The 15,078-nt window shown below is 56.0% G+C and carries 16 protein-coding genes; 8 read left to right on the top strand and 8 right to left on the bottom strand.

All coding sequences use genetic code 11. From position 1 onward, the window contains the following. Window positions 1-30 precede the first annotated feature (30 nt). Entirely contained in the window at window positions 31-255 is a 225-nt protein-coding gene (locus HU759_RS00080; RefSeq protein ID WP_017135858.1) for a DUF1127 domain-containing protein, read from the top strand. On the opposite strand, the gene HU759_RS00075 is transcribed toward HU759_RS00080, so the two are convergent. After that, window positions 256-1,548 carry an FAD-binding oxidoreductase gene (locus HU759_RS00075; protein ID WP_170036711.1) on the bottom strand — a complete coding sequence of 431 codons (1,293 nt, stop codon included), beginning with the start codon at window positions 1,546-1,548 and terminating at the stop codon, window positions 256-258. Window positions 1,549-1,663: 115 nt separating this feature from the next. Here HU759_RS00075 and HU759_RS00070 point away from each other — a divergent pair, with 115 nt between their 5' ends. Then, window positions 1,664-2,017, top strand: coding sequence for a YkgJ family cysteine cluster protein (locus HU759_RS00070; protein ID WP_017135860.1), 354 nt, complete (start codon window positions 1,664-1,666; stop codon window positions 2,015-2,017). Between the two features lie 73 nt (window positions 2,018-2,090). Here HU759_RS00070 and HU759_RS00065 read toward each other — a convergent pair whose 3' ends face one another. Continuing rightward, a complete protein-coding gene (locus HU759_RS00065; protein WP_003176896.1) occupies window positions 2,091-2,579 on the bottom strand; it encodes an Lrp/AsnC ligand binding domain-containing protein in 489 nt (162 codons plus the stop codon). 156 nt (window positions 2,580-2,735) lie between these two features. On the opposite strand from HU759_RS00065, the gene dadA reads away from it, so the two are divergent. The 5 genes from dadA (at window position 2,736) to HU759_RS00040 (ending at window position 6,781) form a co-directional block, all read left to right on the top strand. Beyond that, a complete protein-coding gene (dadA, locus tag HU759_RS00060; protein WP_017135861.1) occupies window positions 2,736-4,040 on the top strand; it encodes a D-amino acid dehydrogenase in 1,305 nt (434 codons plus the stop codon). Further along, the gene (locus HU759_RS00055) at window positions 4,012-4,365 is read left to right on the top strand and encodes a RidA family protein (protein WP_017135862.1); all 354 of its coding nucleotides are present in this window, start codon (window positions 4,012-4,014) and stop codon (window positions 4,363-4,365) included. The genes dadA and HU759_RS00055 overlap by 29 nt, the downstream gene beginning before the upstream one ends. A gap of 79 nt (window positions 4,366-4,444) precedes the next feature. After that, complete coding sequence (alr, locus tag HU759_RS00050; protein ID WP_170036713.1) at window positions 4,445-5,518, top strand: alanine racemase; 1,074 nt, start codon at window positions 4,445-4,447, stop codon at window positions 5,516-5,518. A 116-nt stretch (window positions 5,519-5,634) separates the two neighbouring features. Beyond that, window positions 5,635-6,183: a cupin domain-containing protein gene (locus HU759_RS00045; protein ID WP_017135864.1), complete on the top strand. Its 549-nt coding sequence runs from the start codon at window positions 5,635-5,637 to the stop codon at window positions 6,181-6,183. A gap of 181 nt (window positions 6,184-6,364) precedes the next feature. Then, complete coding sequence (locus HU759_RS00040; RefSeq protein WP_170037030.1) at window positions 6,365-6,781, top strand: c-type cytochrome; 417 nt, start codon at window positions 6,365-6,367, stop codon at window positions 6,779-6,781. Window positions 6,782-6,855: 74 nt separating this feature from the next. Here HU759_RS00040 and HU759_RS00035 read toward each other — a convergent pair whose 3' ends face one another. From HU759_RS00035 to HU759_RS00020, 4 genes are read right to left on the bottom strand one after another with little or no spacing between them, the layout of a single operon-like run. Further along, window positions 6,856-7,212 (bottom strand): hypothetical protein, encoded by a 357-nt coding sequence (locus tag HU759_RS00035; protein WP_017135866.1) that lies wholly within the window; start codon window positions 7,210-7,212, stop codon window positions 6,856-6,858. Beyond that, window positions 7,212-7,922 carry a hypothetical protein gene (locus HU759_RS00030; protein ID WP_225933017.1) on the bottom strand — a complete coding sequence of 237 codons (711 nt, stop codon included), beginning with the start codon at window positions 7,920-7,922 and terminating at the stop codon, window positions 7,212-7,214. Before HU759_RS00030 ends, HU759_RS00035 begins: the two co-directional genes overlap by 1 nt. After that, on the bottom strand, window positions 7,919-8,677 hold the full coding sequence (locus HU759_RS00025) for a ferritin-like domain-containing protein (protein ID WP_186354645.1): 759 nt from the start codon (window positions 8,675-8,677) through the stop codon (window positions 7,919-7,921). The genes HU759_RS00030 and HU759_RS00025 overlap by 4 nt, the downstream gene beginning before the upstream one ends. A 42-nt stretch (window positions 8,678-8,719) precedes the next feature. Next, complete coding sequence (locus HU759_RS00020; RefSeq protein WP_170036715.1) at window positions 8,720-10,054, bottom strand: saccharopine dehydrogenase C-terminal domain-containing protein; 1,335 nt, start codon at window positions 10,052-10,054, stop codon at window positions 8,720-8,722. Between the two features lie 328 nt (window positions 10,055-10,382). Here HU759_RS00020 and HU759_RS00015 point away from each other — a divergent pair, with 328 nt between their 5' ends. Further along, a complete protein-coding gene (locus tag HU759_RS00015; RefSeq protein ID WP_170036717.1) occupies window positions 10,383-12,305 on the top strand; it encodes an acetyl-CoA hydrolase/transferase family protein in 1,923 nt (640 codons plus the stop codon). Between the two features lie 132 nt (window positions 12,306-12,437). Here the strand turns inward: HU759_RS00015 and HU759_RS00010 are convergent, their stop codons facing one another. Together HU759_RS00010 and rep are read right to left on the bottom strand one after the other, a co-directional pair. Next, the gene (locus HU759_RS00010; RefSeq protein ID WP_010207474.1) at window positions 12,438-13,010 is read right to left on the bottom strand and encodes a xanthine phosphoribosyltransferase; all 573 of its coding nucleotides are present in this window, start codon (window positions 13,008-13,010) and stop codon (window positions 12,438-12,440) included. 58 nt (window positions 13,011-13,068) lie between these two features. Then, complete coding sequence (gene rep, locus HU759_RS00005) at window positions 13,069-15,078, bottom strand: DNA helicase Rep (RefSeq protein WP_017135871.1); 2,010 nt, start codon at window positions 15,076-15,078, stop codon at window positions 13,069-13,071.

Below are 15,078 nucleotides of genomic sequence, written 5' to 3'. Positions count from 1 at the left end.
CATGGCAACAGGCAAATGAGGGGCAACACGATGAACGGCATGAGCGATGTGCGGCTGATGTTACACAGTCAGCAATTGCAGGCAGGGCAGGAGCGGGCGAAGGCGCCGCGCGATATCAGCCGCTGGAGTCTGTTCTGGCACCGCCGCTACACGCGCAAAGCCTTGCTGCACCTGACCGGTGAGCAACTGCGTGACGTCGGGTTGACTGCCGAACAGGCGCGCCAGGAAGGCATGAAGCCGTTCTGGCGCGACTGATTAGAGCAGCTCTTTGACCCGGTGCCAGAGCATCCCCAGCGCCAACAGCGGCGAGCGCAGATGTTTGCCGCCGGGGAAGGTGATGTGCGGCACCTGGGCGAACAAATCAAAACGCCCCTGCTGTTGGCCGCTGATGGCTTCGGCGAGCAGCTTGCCGGCCAGGTGCGTGGCGTTGAGGCCATGGCCGGCGTAGGCCTGGGCGTAATACACGTTGGGCTGGTCGGCCAGCCGGCCAATCTGCGGCAGGCGGTTGGCGCCGATGCCGATCATGCCGCCCCATTGGTAGTCGATCTTCACGTCCGCCAGTTGCGGGAACACCTTGAGCATTTTGGGGCGCATATAGGCGCCGATGTCCTGCGGGTCGCGGCCGGAATAGTGGCAGGCTCCGCCGAACAGCAGGCGGCGGTCGGCGGACAGGCGGAAGTAATCCACGGTCACGCGTTGATCGCACACCGCCATGTTCTGCGGCAGCAGGCTGGCGGCCTGGGCTTCGTTCAAGGGTTCGGTGGCGATGATGTAGCTGCCGGCGGGCAGCACCTTACCGCTCAATTGCGGGTTCAGGCCGTTGAGGTAGGCGTTGCAGGCCAGCACCAGGGTGTTGGCGCGCACGTTGCCATTGGCGGTGTGCACGTTGACCTCGGGGCCGTAGTCGATGCGCGTCACTTCGGACTGCTCAAACAGCTTCACGCCCAGCTGCTGCGCGGCGGCGGCTTCGCCGAGGGCCAGGTTCAGCGGGTGCAAATGGCCGGAACCCATGTCGATCATGCCGCCTGCATAGCGCTCGGAGCCGATCACGCTGCTCATCTCGTTGGCTTGCAGCAGACGTACTTCATGGCGATAACCGAGGTTGCGCAGTTCTTCGGCGTCTTCGGCCAGGCCGATCAGATCGCGGGGTTTGTTGGCGAGGTCGCAGTAACCCCAGGTCAGGTCGCAGGGGATCTGATAGCGCTCGACCCGCTCGCGCACGATCTCGACGGCTTCCAGGCCCATCAGCTTCATCTGGCGCACGCCGTCGCTGCCGATCACGTTGCTGAACTGGTCCAGGCCGTGGCCGACACCGCGAATCAGCTGGCCGCCGTTGCGGCCGCTGGCGCCCCAGCCGAGCTTGCGCGCTTCCAGCAGCACCACGCTAAAGCCACGCTCGGCCAGCTCAAGCGCTGTGTTTAGGCCGGAATAGCCGCCGCCAATCACGCACACATCGGCGCGCACTTCGCCCATCAACGCCGGGTAGTCGGGCTGTGAAACGCTGCTGGCGGCGTAGTAGGAAGCGGTGTGCCGGGCGCTGGCGGTCATGGGGAGCATCCCTGTTTGGAAAATTTGACGCAGGATACAGCGGTCGGACGAAGCTGTCTGCGCAGCACGTTTTGCGTCAGAATCCACGCCTATTCGCCGTTCGGTAAGTGTTTCGATGAGTTGCAACAGCCAGAAAATCAGCGCGCTGCGCAGGCAGATCCCTTCGTTCGAGTGCGTCCCCGGCTGCCACGACTGCTGTGGGCCGGTGACCACCTCACCCGAGGAAATGTCGCGCCTGCCACGCAAGACTGCCGCCGAGCAGGAGGCGGCCATGGACGAGCTGAACTGCGTGCACCTGGGGCCGAATGGCTGCACGGTGTATGACGAGCGGCCGCTGATTTGCCGGCTGTTTGGCACTACCAAGACGTTGCCGTGCCCGAATGGGCGGCGGCCGGTGGAGTTGATTCACCCTAGGGTTGAGAAGCAAATTCACGAATACATGGCGAGTACCCGGCAAGTACTGGTCTGACGGATGTACTGGATCAAAAAAATGTGGGAGCAGGCAAGCCAGCTCCCACATTTGACCGAATTGTGTCATTTGGTCAGTCGGGGATCGGCAGGTTCAGGCTCTCTTTCACCTCTTCCATCACGATATAGCTCTTGGACTCGCGCACATGCGGCAGCTTGAGCAAGATATCGCCGAGCAATTTGCGGTACGAGGCCATCTCGGAGATCCGCGCTTTCACCAGGTAGTCGAAGTCGCCTGACACCAAGTGGCACTCCAGCACATGGGGCAGCTTCAGCACGGCGCGGCGGAATTCCTCAAAGGTGTCGCCCGACTTGTAATCCAGGCTGATCTCGACAAATACCAGCAAACTCCCCTTCAAATGCTGCGGGTTGAGCCGCGCGTTGTAGCCCATGATGATCCCTTCACGCTCCAGGCGGCGGACCCGCTCGGTGCACGGCGTGGTCGACAGCCCGACCTTTTCCCCCAGCTCCGTAAACGAAATACGCCCATCGGTTTGCAGGATGCGCAGGATATTGCGGTCGATCTTGTCCAGCTCCCGCTTGGTCTGGGTGTTGGTACGCATAGGGGATACGCCTCTGTGAAAAGGGTTTTTGCCGAGAATTGTCGCCAAATATAGGCATTTATATAGTGAAATGCACTGGTCATTGTTTTTTACACTGCGTCCATCATTGCTCGAATAACACACGTCAGCGGCTAAGCCCGTGATGAGGATATAAAAATGCGCGTTCTGGTCTTGGGTAGCGGCGTCATTGGGGTGACCAGTGCCTACTATTTGGCGCGGGCCGGCTTTGAAGTGGTTGTGGTCGACCGTCAGCCCGCCGCTGCCATGGAAACCAGTTTCGCCAACGCAGGCCAGGTGTCGCCGGGTTATGCCTCGCCCTGGGCCGCGCCAGGCGTGCCGCTCAAGGCCATCAAGTGGTTACTGCAACGCCACGCGCCACTGGCGATCAAAGCCACCGCCGATATCGATCAGTACCTGTGGATGGCGCAGATGCTGCGCAACTGCACCCAGAGCCGTTACGCGGTGAACAAAGAGCGCATGGTGCGCCTGTCCGAATACAGCCGTGACTGCCTTGACGAACTTCGCGCCGAAACCGGCATCGCCTACGAAGGCCGCAGCCTGGGTACTACCCAGTTGTTCCGCACCCAGGCGCAATTGGATGGTGCGGCCAAAGACATCGCCGTATTGAAAGAATCCGGCGTGCCGTTCGAGCTGCTCGACCGCGCCGGCATTGCCCGCGTTGAGCCAGCCCTGGCCAGCGTCACCGATATCCTCGCCGGCGCCCTGCGCCTGCCCAACGACCAGACCGGCGACTGCCAGATGTTCACCACGCGTCTGGTGGACATGTGCAAGCAATTGGGCGTGGAATTCCGTTTCGAACAGGACATCCAGCGCCTTGATTACGCCGGTGATCGCGTTAATGGCGTGTGGATCGATGGCAAGCTGGAAACCGCCGACCGTTACGTACTGGCCCTGGGCAGTTACTCGCCCAAGCTGCTCAAGCCGCTGGGGATCAAGGCGCCGGTGTATCCGCTCAAGGGTTACTCACTGACCGTGCCGATCACCAACCCGGCGATGGCGCCGACTTCGACCATTCTGGATGAGACCTACAAGGTCGCGATCACCCGTTTCGACAACCGCATCCGCGTCGGCGGCATGGCTGAAATAGCCGGTTTTGACCTGTCGCTGAACCCTCGTCGACGTGAAACCCTGGAGATGATCGTCAACGACCTTTATCCTCAGGGCGGCGATTTGACCGAAGCCACTTTCTGGACCGGCCTGCGCCCGACCACACCCGACGGCACGCCGATTGTCGGTGCCACCCCGTTCAAGAACCTGTTCCTGAACACCGGCCACGGCACCCTTGGCTGGACCATGGCGTGCGGCTCTGGCCGTTTGCTGGCTGACCTGATGGCGAAAAAAACGCCGCAGATCAGCGCCGAAGGTCTCGATATTTCCCGTTACGGCAGCAACCACCAGGAGTCCGCAAAACATGTCAATCCAGCGCCAGCTCACCAATGAGCGCATGAGCCAGATCGTTGTTCACAGCGGTACCGTGTATCTGGCAGGGCAGGTCGGCGACGACATGAATGCCGGGATTGAACAGCAGACCCGCGAAACCCTGGCCAATATCGAACGTTTGCTGGACCTGGCCGGCACCGACAAAACCAAGTTGCTGTCGGTGACGATCTACCTCAAAGACATCGACGCCGACTTCGCCGGCATGAACGCGGTGTGGGACAAGTGGCTGCCTAAAGGCGTGGCCCCGGCCCGTGCCACGGTTGAGGCCAAACTGTGCGAACCAGAAATTCTGGTAGAGCTGTCCGTGGTGGCTGCGCTGCCTTAAACGTAGCTTTTTCCCCCGGCGCCGTGGCTGATAGTCGGCGCCGGTTTTTCTTCACTTTACCGCCTAGAAGCCTGCCGCCATGCGTCCTGCCCGTGCCCTGATCGACCTCCAAGCCCTGCGCCACAACTACCAACTGGCCCGTGAACTGACGGGGGCCAAAGCCCTCGCCGTGGTCAAGGCGGATGCCTATGGCCATGGTGCCGTACGTGTGGCCCAGGCGCTGGAAGCCGAGGCGGATGGGTTTGCGGTGGCGTGCATCGAGGAGGCATTGGAGCTGCGGGCTGCCGGGATTCGTGCGCCGGTATTGCTGCTGGAAGGTTTTTTCGAAGCTGACGAACTGCCGCTGATCATCGAACATGATTTTTGGTGCGTGGTGCATTCGTTGTGGCAGTTGGAAGCCATCGAACAAGCCCGGCTGAGCAAACCGCTGACCATTTGGCTCAAGCTCGACTCGGGCATGCACCGCGTGGGCCTGCACCCCAAGGATTACCACGAGGCGTACCAGCGCCTGCTGGCCAGCGGCAAAGTGGCCAGGATCGTACTGATGAGCCACTTCGCCCGCGCCGATGAACTCGATTGCGTGCGCAGTGACGAGCAAGTGGCGGTGTTTGAAGCGGCCCGCCAAGGCTTGTCGGCCGAGGTCAGCCTGCGTAATTCGCCGTCGGTGATGGGCTGGCCGAATATGTCCAGCGACTGGGTGCGCCCAGGCATCATGCTCTACGGTGCTACGCCGTTTGGTGAGGACCAGGCCATCGCTGCGCGTTTGCAGCCGGTGATGACCCTGGAATCGAAAGTCATCTGCGTGCGTGAATTGCCGGCCGGTGAGCCGATCGGTTACGGCGCCAAGTTCATCACGCCAAAACCGATGCGCGTCGGCGTGGTTGCCATGGGCTATGCCGACGGCTACCCGCGCCATGCACCGACCGGCACGCCAGTGCTGGTGGCAGGCCAGCGCAGCCAGTTGCTGGGCCGAGTGTCCATGGACATGCTCTGCGTTGACCTCACCGACGTGCCCCAGGCCGGGCTCGGTTCCCCCGTGGAGCTGTGGGGCAAAAATATCCTTGCCAGTGACGTGGCGGCGGCTGCCGAAACCATCCCCTACCAGATTTTCTGCAACCTGCGCCGCGTACCAAGGCTCTATTGCGGGGCTTAAGCCGCGCCTACGAGCAGAGCCCACCGGGATTTAGGCCCAAGTGTTGTAAATACTGAACGCTGTCGCCATGATAACGCTCAACTACAACAAAGCCTGAATCCTAGGAGGCTCCTGCATTGGACGTCGGCGAACGACTGCAATCCATCCGTAAACTCAAAGGTCTTTCCCAGCGAGAGCTCGCCAAGCGCGCGGGTGTCACCAACAGCACCATTTCGATGATCGAAAAAAACAGTGTCAGCCCCTCGATCAGTTCCTTGCGCAAGGTGCTGGGCGGCATCCCCATGTCCATGGTCGAGTTCTTTTCCGAGGAGATCCTCCAGGAAAAACCGACGCAGATCGTCTATAAAGCCAATGAGCTGATCGACATCTCGGACGGCGCCGTCACCATGAAACTCGTCGGGCGCGCGCACCCCAGCCGGGCGATCGCGTTTCTCAACGAGATCTACCCGCCGGGCGCCGACACGGGCGAAGAAATGCTCACCCACGAAGGCGAAGAAACCGGGATTCTGGTGGAAGGTCGCCTGGAGTTGGTGGTCGGTCTTGAAACTTTTGTGCTCGAAGCCGGCGATAGCTACTACTTTGAAAGCACCAAGCCGCATCGTTTTCGCAACCCGTTCGACGTGCCGGCGCGGCTAATCAGCGCAGCCACACCTGCGAACTTTTGACAGAAGAGGCGTGCTGCCAGCGTTGCAGACACACCCGTTGCTGTAACCGTGAGGCCGAATCTCCCTTTATTTAATAGGGTTGTTTCGGCATGACGGGCTAACCGTTATACTTTCGCCGCCTGCGAAACCGTGGCCGCAGGCGTGAATAGCCACCATTGAGGGTGAACGCGTGAACCTAATTATGAAAATGCTGGCTGCACCAGCAACCGTACTGGCCCTATGGGCTGTCAGCGCTCAAGCTGCGACCAATGATGAAATTGCCAAGCGCCTGGAGCCTGTCGGCCAGGTGTGTGTCCAGGGCCAGGAATGCAAAGGGATGGAAGTTGCCGTGGCTGCGGGCGGCGGCGGCGGCGCGAAGACGCCGGATGAAGTGATTGCCAAGCACTGCAATGCGTGCCACGGCACGGGTTTGCTGGGCGCACCGAAGATCGGTGACAGCGCGGCCTGGAAAGACCGCGCCGACCACCAGGGCGGCCTCGACGGCCTGCTGGCCAAGGCGATCACCGGCTTGAACGCCATGCCGCCAAAAGGCACATGCGCCGATTGCTCGGATGACGAGCTTAAAGGTGCAATCGAGAAGATGTCTGGATTGAAGTAAAAAGTTAAGCCTTTACAAAAGGTTAGCCCGCAAAGTGGGCTAACCTTTGGGTAACAAGAGCGCTTTCGCATATTTTAAAGTACCAAAGTCGCCAGTAGCCCTACGGCTCCAAGAATGAATCCGATGAGTGCCCCGCGCCCCGGTAGTTCCTTTAGCATCGCATAAATGACGATGGGCTCTAATATAAGCAGCAGTGTGAGTGACGCCACTGTCACGATCCATATATTCCCTGTGCCTTGGTAACCTAACCAATAAGCGAATATCAGGCTTATGCCGGCAATGCATATGAGTAAAATAGGTTTTATAAAAAGTTCAGGATTTTCTATAACTCGTCCAGAAAGTTTTGAGGCATAAACTTCACTATAGATAGTTAGGATTTCGCCAAACACCATGAGCACCATGGAGGCTATTAAATAGTGACTGTTTTTCATTATTTATCTCTAGTTAGGATGTCTAGTATTTCACTCGCGGCAGCTTCCGCATAATCACTATTGCCTAGAAGAAAGTGTGGCCCGTCATGATCGAGCAAGAAAGTATTTCTGTAAGGGGTACTTTCAAGTTGAATAATACGGGTTAAGTTTTTTTCAATCAGCTCTAGACAAGATGAGTGGTTGTTTCTTAATAATTTTATAGCGTTTGCGAAATGGGTTGCTTCGTCGGCGATTAAGTTACAAATCCATGTGTCGAAGCCCGAGTGCCCAAACTGATTATAGAACGTATCTTTCTTGTATGTTTTGACTGAAATGTATTCATCGTACGCAAACACAGTAAGTAAGCTTAGTTCGTTTGATAAAATTTCTTCAAAGGGTTTAAAGTCGCTGTTTCTTGATTTTAAATTGTCCAAGAGAGTTTCTTCGTCTGTATTAAATATCAAACGATTCAGTTCTATAAAGCCGTCGGCATGATTTTTTTCATCTAAAAACCATAAGTCTAAATATTGCACGAAGTATGGGGAAAACTCAGAGCGTCTCGGATAAAGGTAGTGATACAGGTTTATCGCGTCGTACTCAGAGACTAAGTCAGCCAAAAAGAAATCCTCGTATTTTGGGTCAATGCCGGGATTGACCCAGTCGCTATTGGCGATTTCTTTGAATAGCGCTCTAGAGCTCCAATGACGCTTATTGAGGAAGGGAGGTTTCATTTTTTTGCTCCGTTTGATGTGTGAGTGTCATGGCTCAATTTTTTGATGATGGTTGGGATTATTGATTCTTGTATTTCTTTTTTAGTGATTGGATAATCAAGCGTGTTGTGGTCTAACACAAAGGTTCCTGTATATTCTGTTTTTTCAAAATCTAATGTGAAAAGCTCTTTAAGTATGGACGGGGCTTCTTGAAGCCTATTCGGGAATAGCTGTTTAGCTTGTTCTATGAAAAAGAAAAAATGCTTAGCTTCATCTCTTTTGGTTTTTCTGATCCAGACTGACAATTGCGAGGAACTAAAGTTGTCGTAATTTTTTATGCTGCGCTGATAGACGTGCGTCGTGATTATCTCGTCATACGCAAGCAAGATGAGAAGTCTAAGTGGGTCCTGCATAAAGGGGGCTAGGCTGTTGAAGTCGGATTGTCTTGTTTCAACTTCCATTGCTACAACGTCAAGCGGAATTCCTGTGTAGGCTGAATAAATCAGAGAGAAGCCATACGCGTGATCGATTTCATCTCTAAGCCAAGGCTTTAAAATATTTGCCAATTCAGAGATGCAAGCTGGATTCTGATCAGCGATATGCCAATAAAGCCTCCTTGCATCGTATTCGGTAATTATTGAGTCGAAGAAAATTTCTTTCCAAGTAGCCTTCTCTGCCTTGCTAAGCGTTAACGGAGGAAAGCAAAAATCCTTGAGAATTGAAGACGCATTGCTTAATTTTTTCGGCGTATTAGAGGTGCTCTGCATGTTATTCATGATAGCGGCCTTTTGGTAAAGTTATTTTTCAGGTAGACGGCTTCATACTAAAAAGTTACTGAAAGACAGCGTGTGGTCGACATCCGATGGTTTCCAGTCTGTCTGTTGACTGACGATGGGTTCCCAATAGTTAACAGTGATGTCGTATACGTAACGCCAATCCAAATTTTCCGACTCTATGACGCCAGCGTTTGGAAAGTATTCTGCCCATTTCATGCCGCCAATTATGCTGGAGGCAACCTGTAAGCTTGTCGCACTGTTGTAGTTGGCCATTTTCCTGGCTTTACCAATTGATAGATTTGACCCTAACCAGAAGGCGCGGAATTTTTTGCTGATTAGGAAAACGCCAAGCTCATCTATTCCCGAAATAATTTCGTCTTTCATAATCGTTTTTTTGATTTTTTCTGATTGCTCACTCTGACCCAAAAGTTGCATTGAATCGAGTGTCTGATCACAAGGTTCATACGCATAGTAAACAGTTGGGCGGTAGGTAGGATTCTCGGGGTCGCCTAAAGTCAAATATTCAGCAATTGACAGTGCTTCGTTATGGGTTAGTAAATAGGCAGAAAATTCCAAATAGTTAGGTGACCAGCTTTTAACTCTAACGTTACACCCTTGCTCTAGCATTTCTAGTGCATATCCATTTTTTCTTGCGCCGTAAGGAATTTCTGTTTCGTGTGTGCCCCAGCCCAATTCTGCTGCTTGCAGGCATTCGGTAACGAGACCGTCCACAGACCATGTGGAGACGAAGTTTAGGGGGGCGCGGGCTGATGCACTGACTTGGGAGTCATGCTCGGAGATTTGTATAACTTGTATTTCAAGGATGTTGGCAAGCGCTGCCCATTCAATCTGGTTTTTCGGTTCTGCTACTATGTTGTTTGCTGCGGCCATTTCTACTAAAGCTTTCTTTAATAAAATTGAGATGAAACCAGGATTTGCGCCATGGGCGACAACAGCGGTTGGGCCAGTAGTTTTCTGTTGATACGTTTTCATTACCTCGCGAAGCTGATAGTTTGTGATAAGCGCCTGGTATTTTTCGTCTTTGTAGGCCCACGGCTCTATACAGGTGTCTAGATAAAGTGAGTCATACTTTTGAGCCAGTTCTAAAAGCTCCAGGCTTGAGACAGATACTGCGAGGTTCACTAAAAAAGTATTTCCGTTTAAGTACGGCGAGAGTATGGGTTTGAAGTTTTCAGCGGTTATGGCCTTTTCTTCCAGGGTGGCTGAGAATTCGGTGGTGATTTCGATAAGGCTCTCGTTTAGGTGTTTCTCAAAAATTGTCACGTTCACTCCATTGTAATGCCTTGATAATAGTGGGAGCAGGCCTTGTGCGACGCTTCCGAAACCGATAATTATTATATGATTAATGTTTTTCATTGCACTTCCTTGGGTATTTGTATTCGTTAGGTGTATAGCCTTTTGAAGATGGTTTCATACTGAAATCGATATTAGTGCGTGGATATAATTTGTGTTTTGATCTTGTCCTAAATGAACGTAGGGCTTTTATTCAATGAGTCGTAAGGCTTTTCTTTGGTCGTAATCTCGGGTTAAACCTTTATGATATGTTTCTGTTTTAATTAGGCTTTTATTTGGCAGTTTCTTCATGCGCACAGGGATGGCCTTATCAAATTGATTGCTGTTCATTGCAGCAAAGACCCGGCAAGCTCGGTCCAACCCCTAATCACGGAATGTTCAGGAGGGTCGGATGGTGCAGTTGTGTTCAATCGAGCAAGCAGTTGACGACGTACTGGCACGCTTGCCGGCGCATATCCACATGGGCATGCCGCTCGGTCTGGGCAAGCCCAACCTGTTCGTCAATGCGCTGTACCGGCGTATCGCCAAGCTGCCGGAGCGCGAGCTGACGATCTATACCGCACTGGCCCTGGGCCGCCCGACCATGGTTGACGGCCTGCAGAAGCGCTTTCTCGAACCCTTTATCGAGCGGGTATTCGGCGACTATCCCGAGCTGGATTTCCTGGCGGATTTGCACAAGGACAGCCTGCCAAAGAACATCCGTGTGCAGCAGTTCTTCATGCAGCCCGGCAGCCTGCTGCATAGCGCGTCGGCGCAGCAGGACTACGTCAGCAGCAACTACAGCCACGCTGCCCGCGATATCAACGCCGCCGGCTTGAACCTGGTGGCGCAATTGGTCGCCAGCAGCGCCGAACACCCCGACCGGCTGAGCTTGAGCTGCAACCCCGATATCACCCTCGACCTGCTGCCGATGATCGCCAAGCGCCGCGAAGCAGGCGAAACCATCCTCGTCGTCGGCCAGGTTCACAGCGATTTGCCCTATATGCCCGGCGATGCCGAACTGGGTATGGACGCCTTCGATTACCTGATCGACGAGAAGGACAGCACCACGCTGTTCTCCACACCGAATATGCCGGTCGGCTTTCAAGACCACTTTATCGGCTTGCATGCCAGCACCCTGGTGCGCGATGGCGGCACGTTGCAGATTGGCATTGGCTCGATGGGCGATGCGCTGACCGCCGCCTTACTGGCGCGCCAGGCCGATAACGAAGCCTACCGGTTGTTGCTGACGGATCTGGATGTTTACCAGTGGGCGCCTTTGATCAGCCGCGAAGGCGGTGTCGAGCCCTTTGCGCGTGGCCTTTATGGATGCAGCGAAATGTTCGTCAACGGCCTGCTGGTGCTGGCCGATGCCGGGATTATTCGGCGCAAGGTCTACCCGGATGTGACGACCCAGCAGCAGGCCAACGCCGGCACCCTGGATGACGCCGCGCAGCCCGACGGTGTTTCCATTCACGGCGGTTTCTTCCTCGGGCCGCGCAGCTTTTACCAGCGTTTGCAGGAAATGACTCACGCCAAACGCCTCGAATTCAACATGACCGCCATCAGCTACATCAACGAGCTGTACGGGCAGGAAGCACTCAAGCGTCTGCAACGCCTGGATGCGCGCTTTATCAACAGCGCGATCATGGTGACGCTGCTCGGTGCGGGCGTGGCCGACCAGCTCGAAGACGGTCGCGTACTCAGCGGTGTGGGCGGGCAGTACAACTTTGTTGCGCAAGGCCATGCGCTGGAGGGCGCGCGTTCAATCCTGATTCTGCGCAGCTGGCGCGAGTCGGCGGGTGAGGTCAGTTCCAATATAGTCTGGGAGTACGGGCATTGCACCATCCCACGGCACCTGCGGGATATCGTCATTACCGAATACGGCATTGCCGACTTGCGCGGTCAGACGGATGCCAAGGTGATCGAGGCCTTGCTCAAGGTCACCGACTCGCGCTTCCAGAACGACCTGATCGAACAGGCGCAAAAGGCTGGCAAGCTGGCCAAGGACTTCGAACTGGACCCACGTTTTACTGAGAATACGCCGGAGCGGCTCAAGGGCATTCAGGCGCGGCATCGCCGGTTGTTCCCGGAATATCCGTTGGGCACTGACTTTACCGATGAGGAGCGAGACCTGTTGCGCGCCCTTAACTGGCTCAAGAGCAAATTCAAGCTGACGGAGATTCTGGAATTGGGCCGGGCTGCACTGGATGCACCGGAGCCGGAGGCGTTTCCTGAGCATTTGAAGCGCATGCGGCTGGATCAGCCGGAGGGGTTGAAAGAGGATCTGTATCAGCGCTTGCTGCTTGCTGGCCTCCAAGCCACCGCGCACTGACAGGCACCAAAAATCAAATGTGGGAGCTGGCTTGCCTGCGATAGCGGAGTGTCAGTCGACAGAGTTGTCGACTGTCAGGCCCTCATCGCAGGCAAGCCAGCTCCCACATTTTTAATCGAGTTCAGGCAGTGATTACTCGATGAAGGTGACGACGCCACCGGCCAGCGACTTCACCCGCGCCAGCGATTCAACCCGATAACCCTGCGCATCCAGCTCCGCACGGCCACCCTGGAACGACTTCTCAATCACAATCCCCAAGCCTGCAACGGTCGCGCCGGCTTGCTTGATGATCGAGATCAGCGCCTGGGACGCTTTGCCGTTGGCCAAAAAGTCGTCGATCACCAGCACGCGGTCGCTGCTGGTCAGGTGACGTGGGGAAATCGCCACGGTGCTTTCGACCTTCTTGGTGAAGGAATACACAGTGGCCGACAGCAGGTTTTCAGTCAGGGTCAGAGACTGCTGCTTACGGGCGAAGATCACCGGCACACCCAGGTTCAGGCCGGTCATGATCGCCGGTGCAATACCCGAGGCTTCGATGGTGACGATCTTGGTGATGCCCGAGTCCTTGAACAGCGCGGCGAATTCGTCGCCGATCAACTTCATCAGCGCCGGGTCGATCTGGTGGTTCAAAAAGGCGTCAACCTTGAGGACCTGATCGGAAAGCACGATGCCTTCTTCGCGAATTTTCTTGTGCAGTGCTTCCACGGAAAGCTTCCTCTAATGGCGCGGTTTGCGCCGAAAGTAGATTAAAAAGTAGTCGATTCTAGCGCTTTAACATCGCGCGTATGTCCGCCAAGGCGGTGTTGCCGCGAACGGCCTTCACCTCGGTCGGGGTGTCGTCATTGCCTTCCCAGGCCAGATCGTCCGGCGGCAGTTCATCCAGGAACCGGCTGGGGGCACAATCGATGATTTCGCCGTATTGCTTGCGCTTGGCCGCGAAGGTGAAGGCCAGTGTCTGACGTGCGCGGGTAATGCCCACGTAGGCCAGGCGCCGTTCTTCTTCGATGGTGTCAGCTTCAATGCTGGAGCGGTGCGGAAGGATTTCCTCTTCCATGCCCATGATGAACACGTAAGGGAATTCCAAGCCCTTGGACGCGTGCAGGGTCATCATCTGCACGCCTTCGGCGCCGTCTTCTTCTTCCTGTTGGCGCTCAAGCATGTCGCGCAACACCAGCTTGCCGATGGCGTCTTCGACGGTCATCTCGCCTTCTTCGTCCTTCTCCAGCGTGTTTTTCAACGCTTCGATCAGGAACCAGACGTTGCCCATGCGGTAATCCGCAGCCTTGTCGCTGGAGCTGTTGGTGCGCAGCCAGTTTTCATAGTCGATGTCCATGACCATGCTGCGCAGGGCGCTGATCGGGTCTTCGCCGGCGCACTGCTCGCGTACCTTGTCCATGAAGCGTTTGAAGCGCGACAGGCGATCGGTGAAGCGCGTGTCCAGGTGCTCGCCCAGGCCGATTTCGTCGGTGGCGGCGTACATCGAGATTTTGCGTTCGGTGGCGTAGTTGCCGAGCTTTTCCAGGGTCGTCGAACCGATTTCCCGACGCGGCACGTTGATCACGCGCAGGAAGGCGTTGTCGTCATCCGGGTTCACGATCAGCCGGAAGTAGGCCATCAGGTCTTTTACTTCCTGGCGTCCGAAAAAGCTGTTGCCGCCCGACAGGCGATACGGCACCTGGTGGTGCTGCAGTTTCAGCTCGATCAGCTTGGCCTGGTAGTTGCCGCGATACAGGATCGCGAAATCGCTGTAGGGCCGGTCGGTACGCAAGTGCAGGCTGAGGATTTCCACGGCCACGCGCTCGGCTTCGGCGTCTTCATTGCGGCAGCGGATCACGCGGATCTCGTCGCCATGGCCCATCTCACTCCACAGTTGTTTTTCAAACTCGTGGGGGTTGTTGGAAATAAGCACGTTGGCGCAGCGCAGGATACGGCTGGTGGAGCGGTAGTTCTGCTCCAGCATCACCACTTTCAGGGACGGGTAGTCGTCCTTGAGCAACATCAGGTTTTCCGGGCGCGCGCCACGCCAGGCGTAGATCGACTGGTCGTCGTCGCCTACCACGGTGAACTGGTTGCGCGTGCCGATGAGCATTTTCACCAGCAGGTATTGGCTGGCGTTGGTGTCCTGGTATTCGTCCACCAGCAGGTAGCGGACCTTGTTCTGCCATTTTTCGAGGATGTCGGCGTGTTCCTCGAACAGCTTTACCGGCAGCAGGATCAGGTCGTCGAAGTCCACCGCGTTGAACGCCTTGAGCGTGCGCTGGTAGTGGGTGTAGACGATGGCGGCGGTCTGTTCCTTGGGGTTGCGCGCGTTTTCCAGGGCCTGGGGCGGCAGGATCAGGTCGTTTTTCCAGGCGCCGATCATGTTCTTGATCTCATCCACGCCGTCGTCGCCTGCGTATTCCTTCTGCATGATGTCAGTCATCAGCGACTTCACATCGGTCTCGTCGAAGATCGAGAAGCCCGGCTTGTAGCCCAGCCGCACGTGCTCCTTGCGGATGATGTTCAAGCCCAGGTTGTGGAAGGTACACACCGTAAGGCCACGGCCTTCGCCGCCCTTGAGCAGCGTGCCGACACGCTCCTTCATTTCGCGCGCGGCCTTGTTGGTAAAGGTCATGGCGACGATGTACTGGGCACGGATGCCGCAGTTCTGGATCAGGTGCGCGATCTTGCGGGTGATCACGCTGGTCTTGCCGGAGCCAGCACCGGCGAGCACCAATAGAGGGCCGCCGACGTAGTTCACGGCTTCTTGCTGCCGGGGATTGAGTCGGGACAT

This window comes from Pseudomonas sp. OE 28.3 (assembly GCF_014268205.2).
In the GTDB taxonomy this organism is placed as follows: Bacteria; Pseudomonadota; Gammaproteobacteria; order Pseudomonadales; family Pseudomonadaceae; genus Aquipseudomonas; species Aquipseudomonas edaphica.
Note: the sequence above shows the minus strand (reverse complement) of the source record. Positions and strands in the feature narration are given on the sequence as shown.

Excerpts from the sequence above, each read along its gene's own strand:
- HU759_RS00080 (WP_017135858.1), top strand. The coding sequence starts at position 31 with ATGAACGGCATGAGCGATGTGCGGCTGATGTTACACAGTCAGCAATTG.
- HU759_RS00075 (WP_170036711.1), bottom strand. The coding sequence starts at position 1,548 with ATGACCGCCAGCGCCCGGCACACCGCTTCCTACTACGCCGCCAGCAGC.
- HU759_RS00070 (WP_017135860.1), top strand. The coding sequence starts at position 1,664 with ATGAGTTGCAACAGCCAGAAAATCAGCGCGCTGCGCAGGCAGATCCCT.
- HU759_RS00065 (WP_003176896.1), bottom strand. The coding sequence starts at position 2,579 with ATGCGTACCAACACCCAGACCAAGCGGGAGCTGGACAAGATCGACCGC.
- dadA (WP_017135861.1), top strand. The coding sequence starts at position 2,736 with ATGCGCGTTCTGGTCTTGGGTAGCGGCGTCATTGGGGTGACCAGTGCC.
- HU759_RS00055 (WP_017135862.1), top strand. The coding sequence starts at position 4,012 with ATGTCAATCCAGCGCCAGCTCACCAATGAGCGCATGAGCCAGATCGTT.
- alr (WP_170036713.1), top strand. The coding sequence starts at position 4,445 with ATGCGTCCTGCCCGTGCCCTGATCGACCTCCAAGCCCTGCGCCACAAC.
- HU759_RS00040 (WP_170037030.1), top strand. The coding sequence starts at position 6,365 with ATGAAAATGCTGGCTGCACCAGCAACCGTACTGGCCCTATGGGCTGTC.
- HU759_RS00035 (WP_017135866.1), bottom strand. The coding sequence starts at position 7,212 with ATGAAAAACAGTCACTATTTAATAGCCTCCATGGTGCTCATGGTGTTT.
- HU759_RS00030 (WP_225933017.1), bottom strand. The coding sequence starts at position 7,922 with ATGAAACCTCCCTTCCTCAATAAGCGTCATTGGAGCTCTAGAGCGCTA.
- HU759_RS00025 (WP_186354645.1), bottom strand. The coding sequence starts at position 8,677 with ATGAATAACATGCAGAGCACCTCTAATACGCCGAAAAAATTAAGCAAT.
- HU759_RS00020 (WP_170036715.1), bottom strand. The coding sequence starts at position 10,054 with ATGAAAAACATTAATCATATAATAATTATCGGTTTCGGAAGCGTCGCA.
- HU759_RS00015 (WP_170036717.1), top strand. The coding sequence starts at position 10,383 with ATGGTGCAGTTGTGTTCAATCGAGCAAGCAGTTGACGACGTACTGGCA.
- rep (WP_017135871.1), bottom strand. The coding sequence starts at position 15,078 with ATGTCCCGACTCAATCCCCGGCAGCAAGAAGCCGTGAACTACGTCGGC.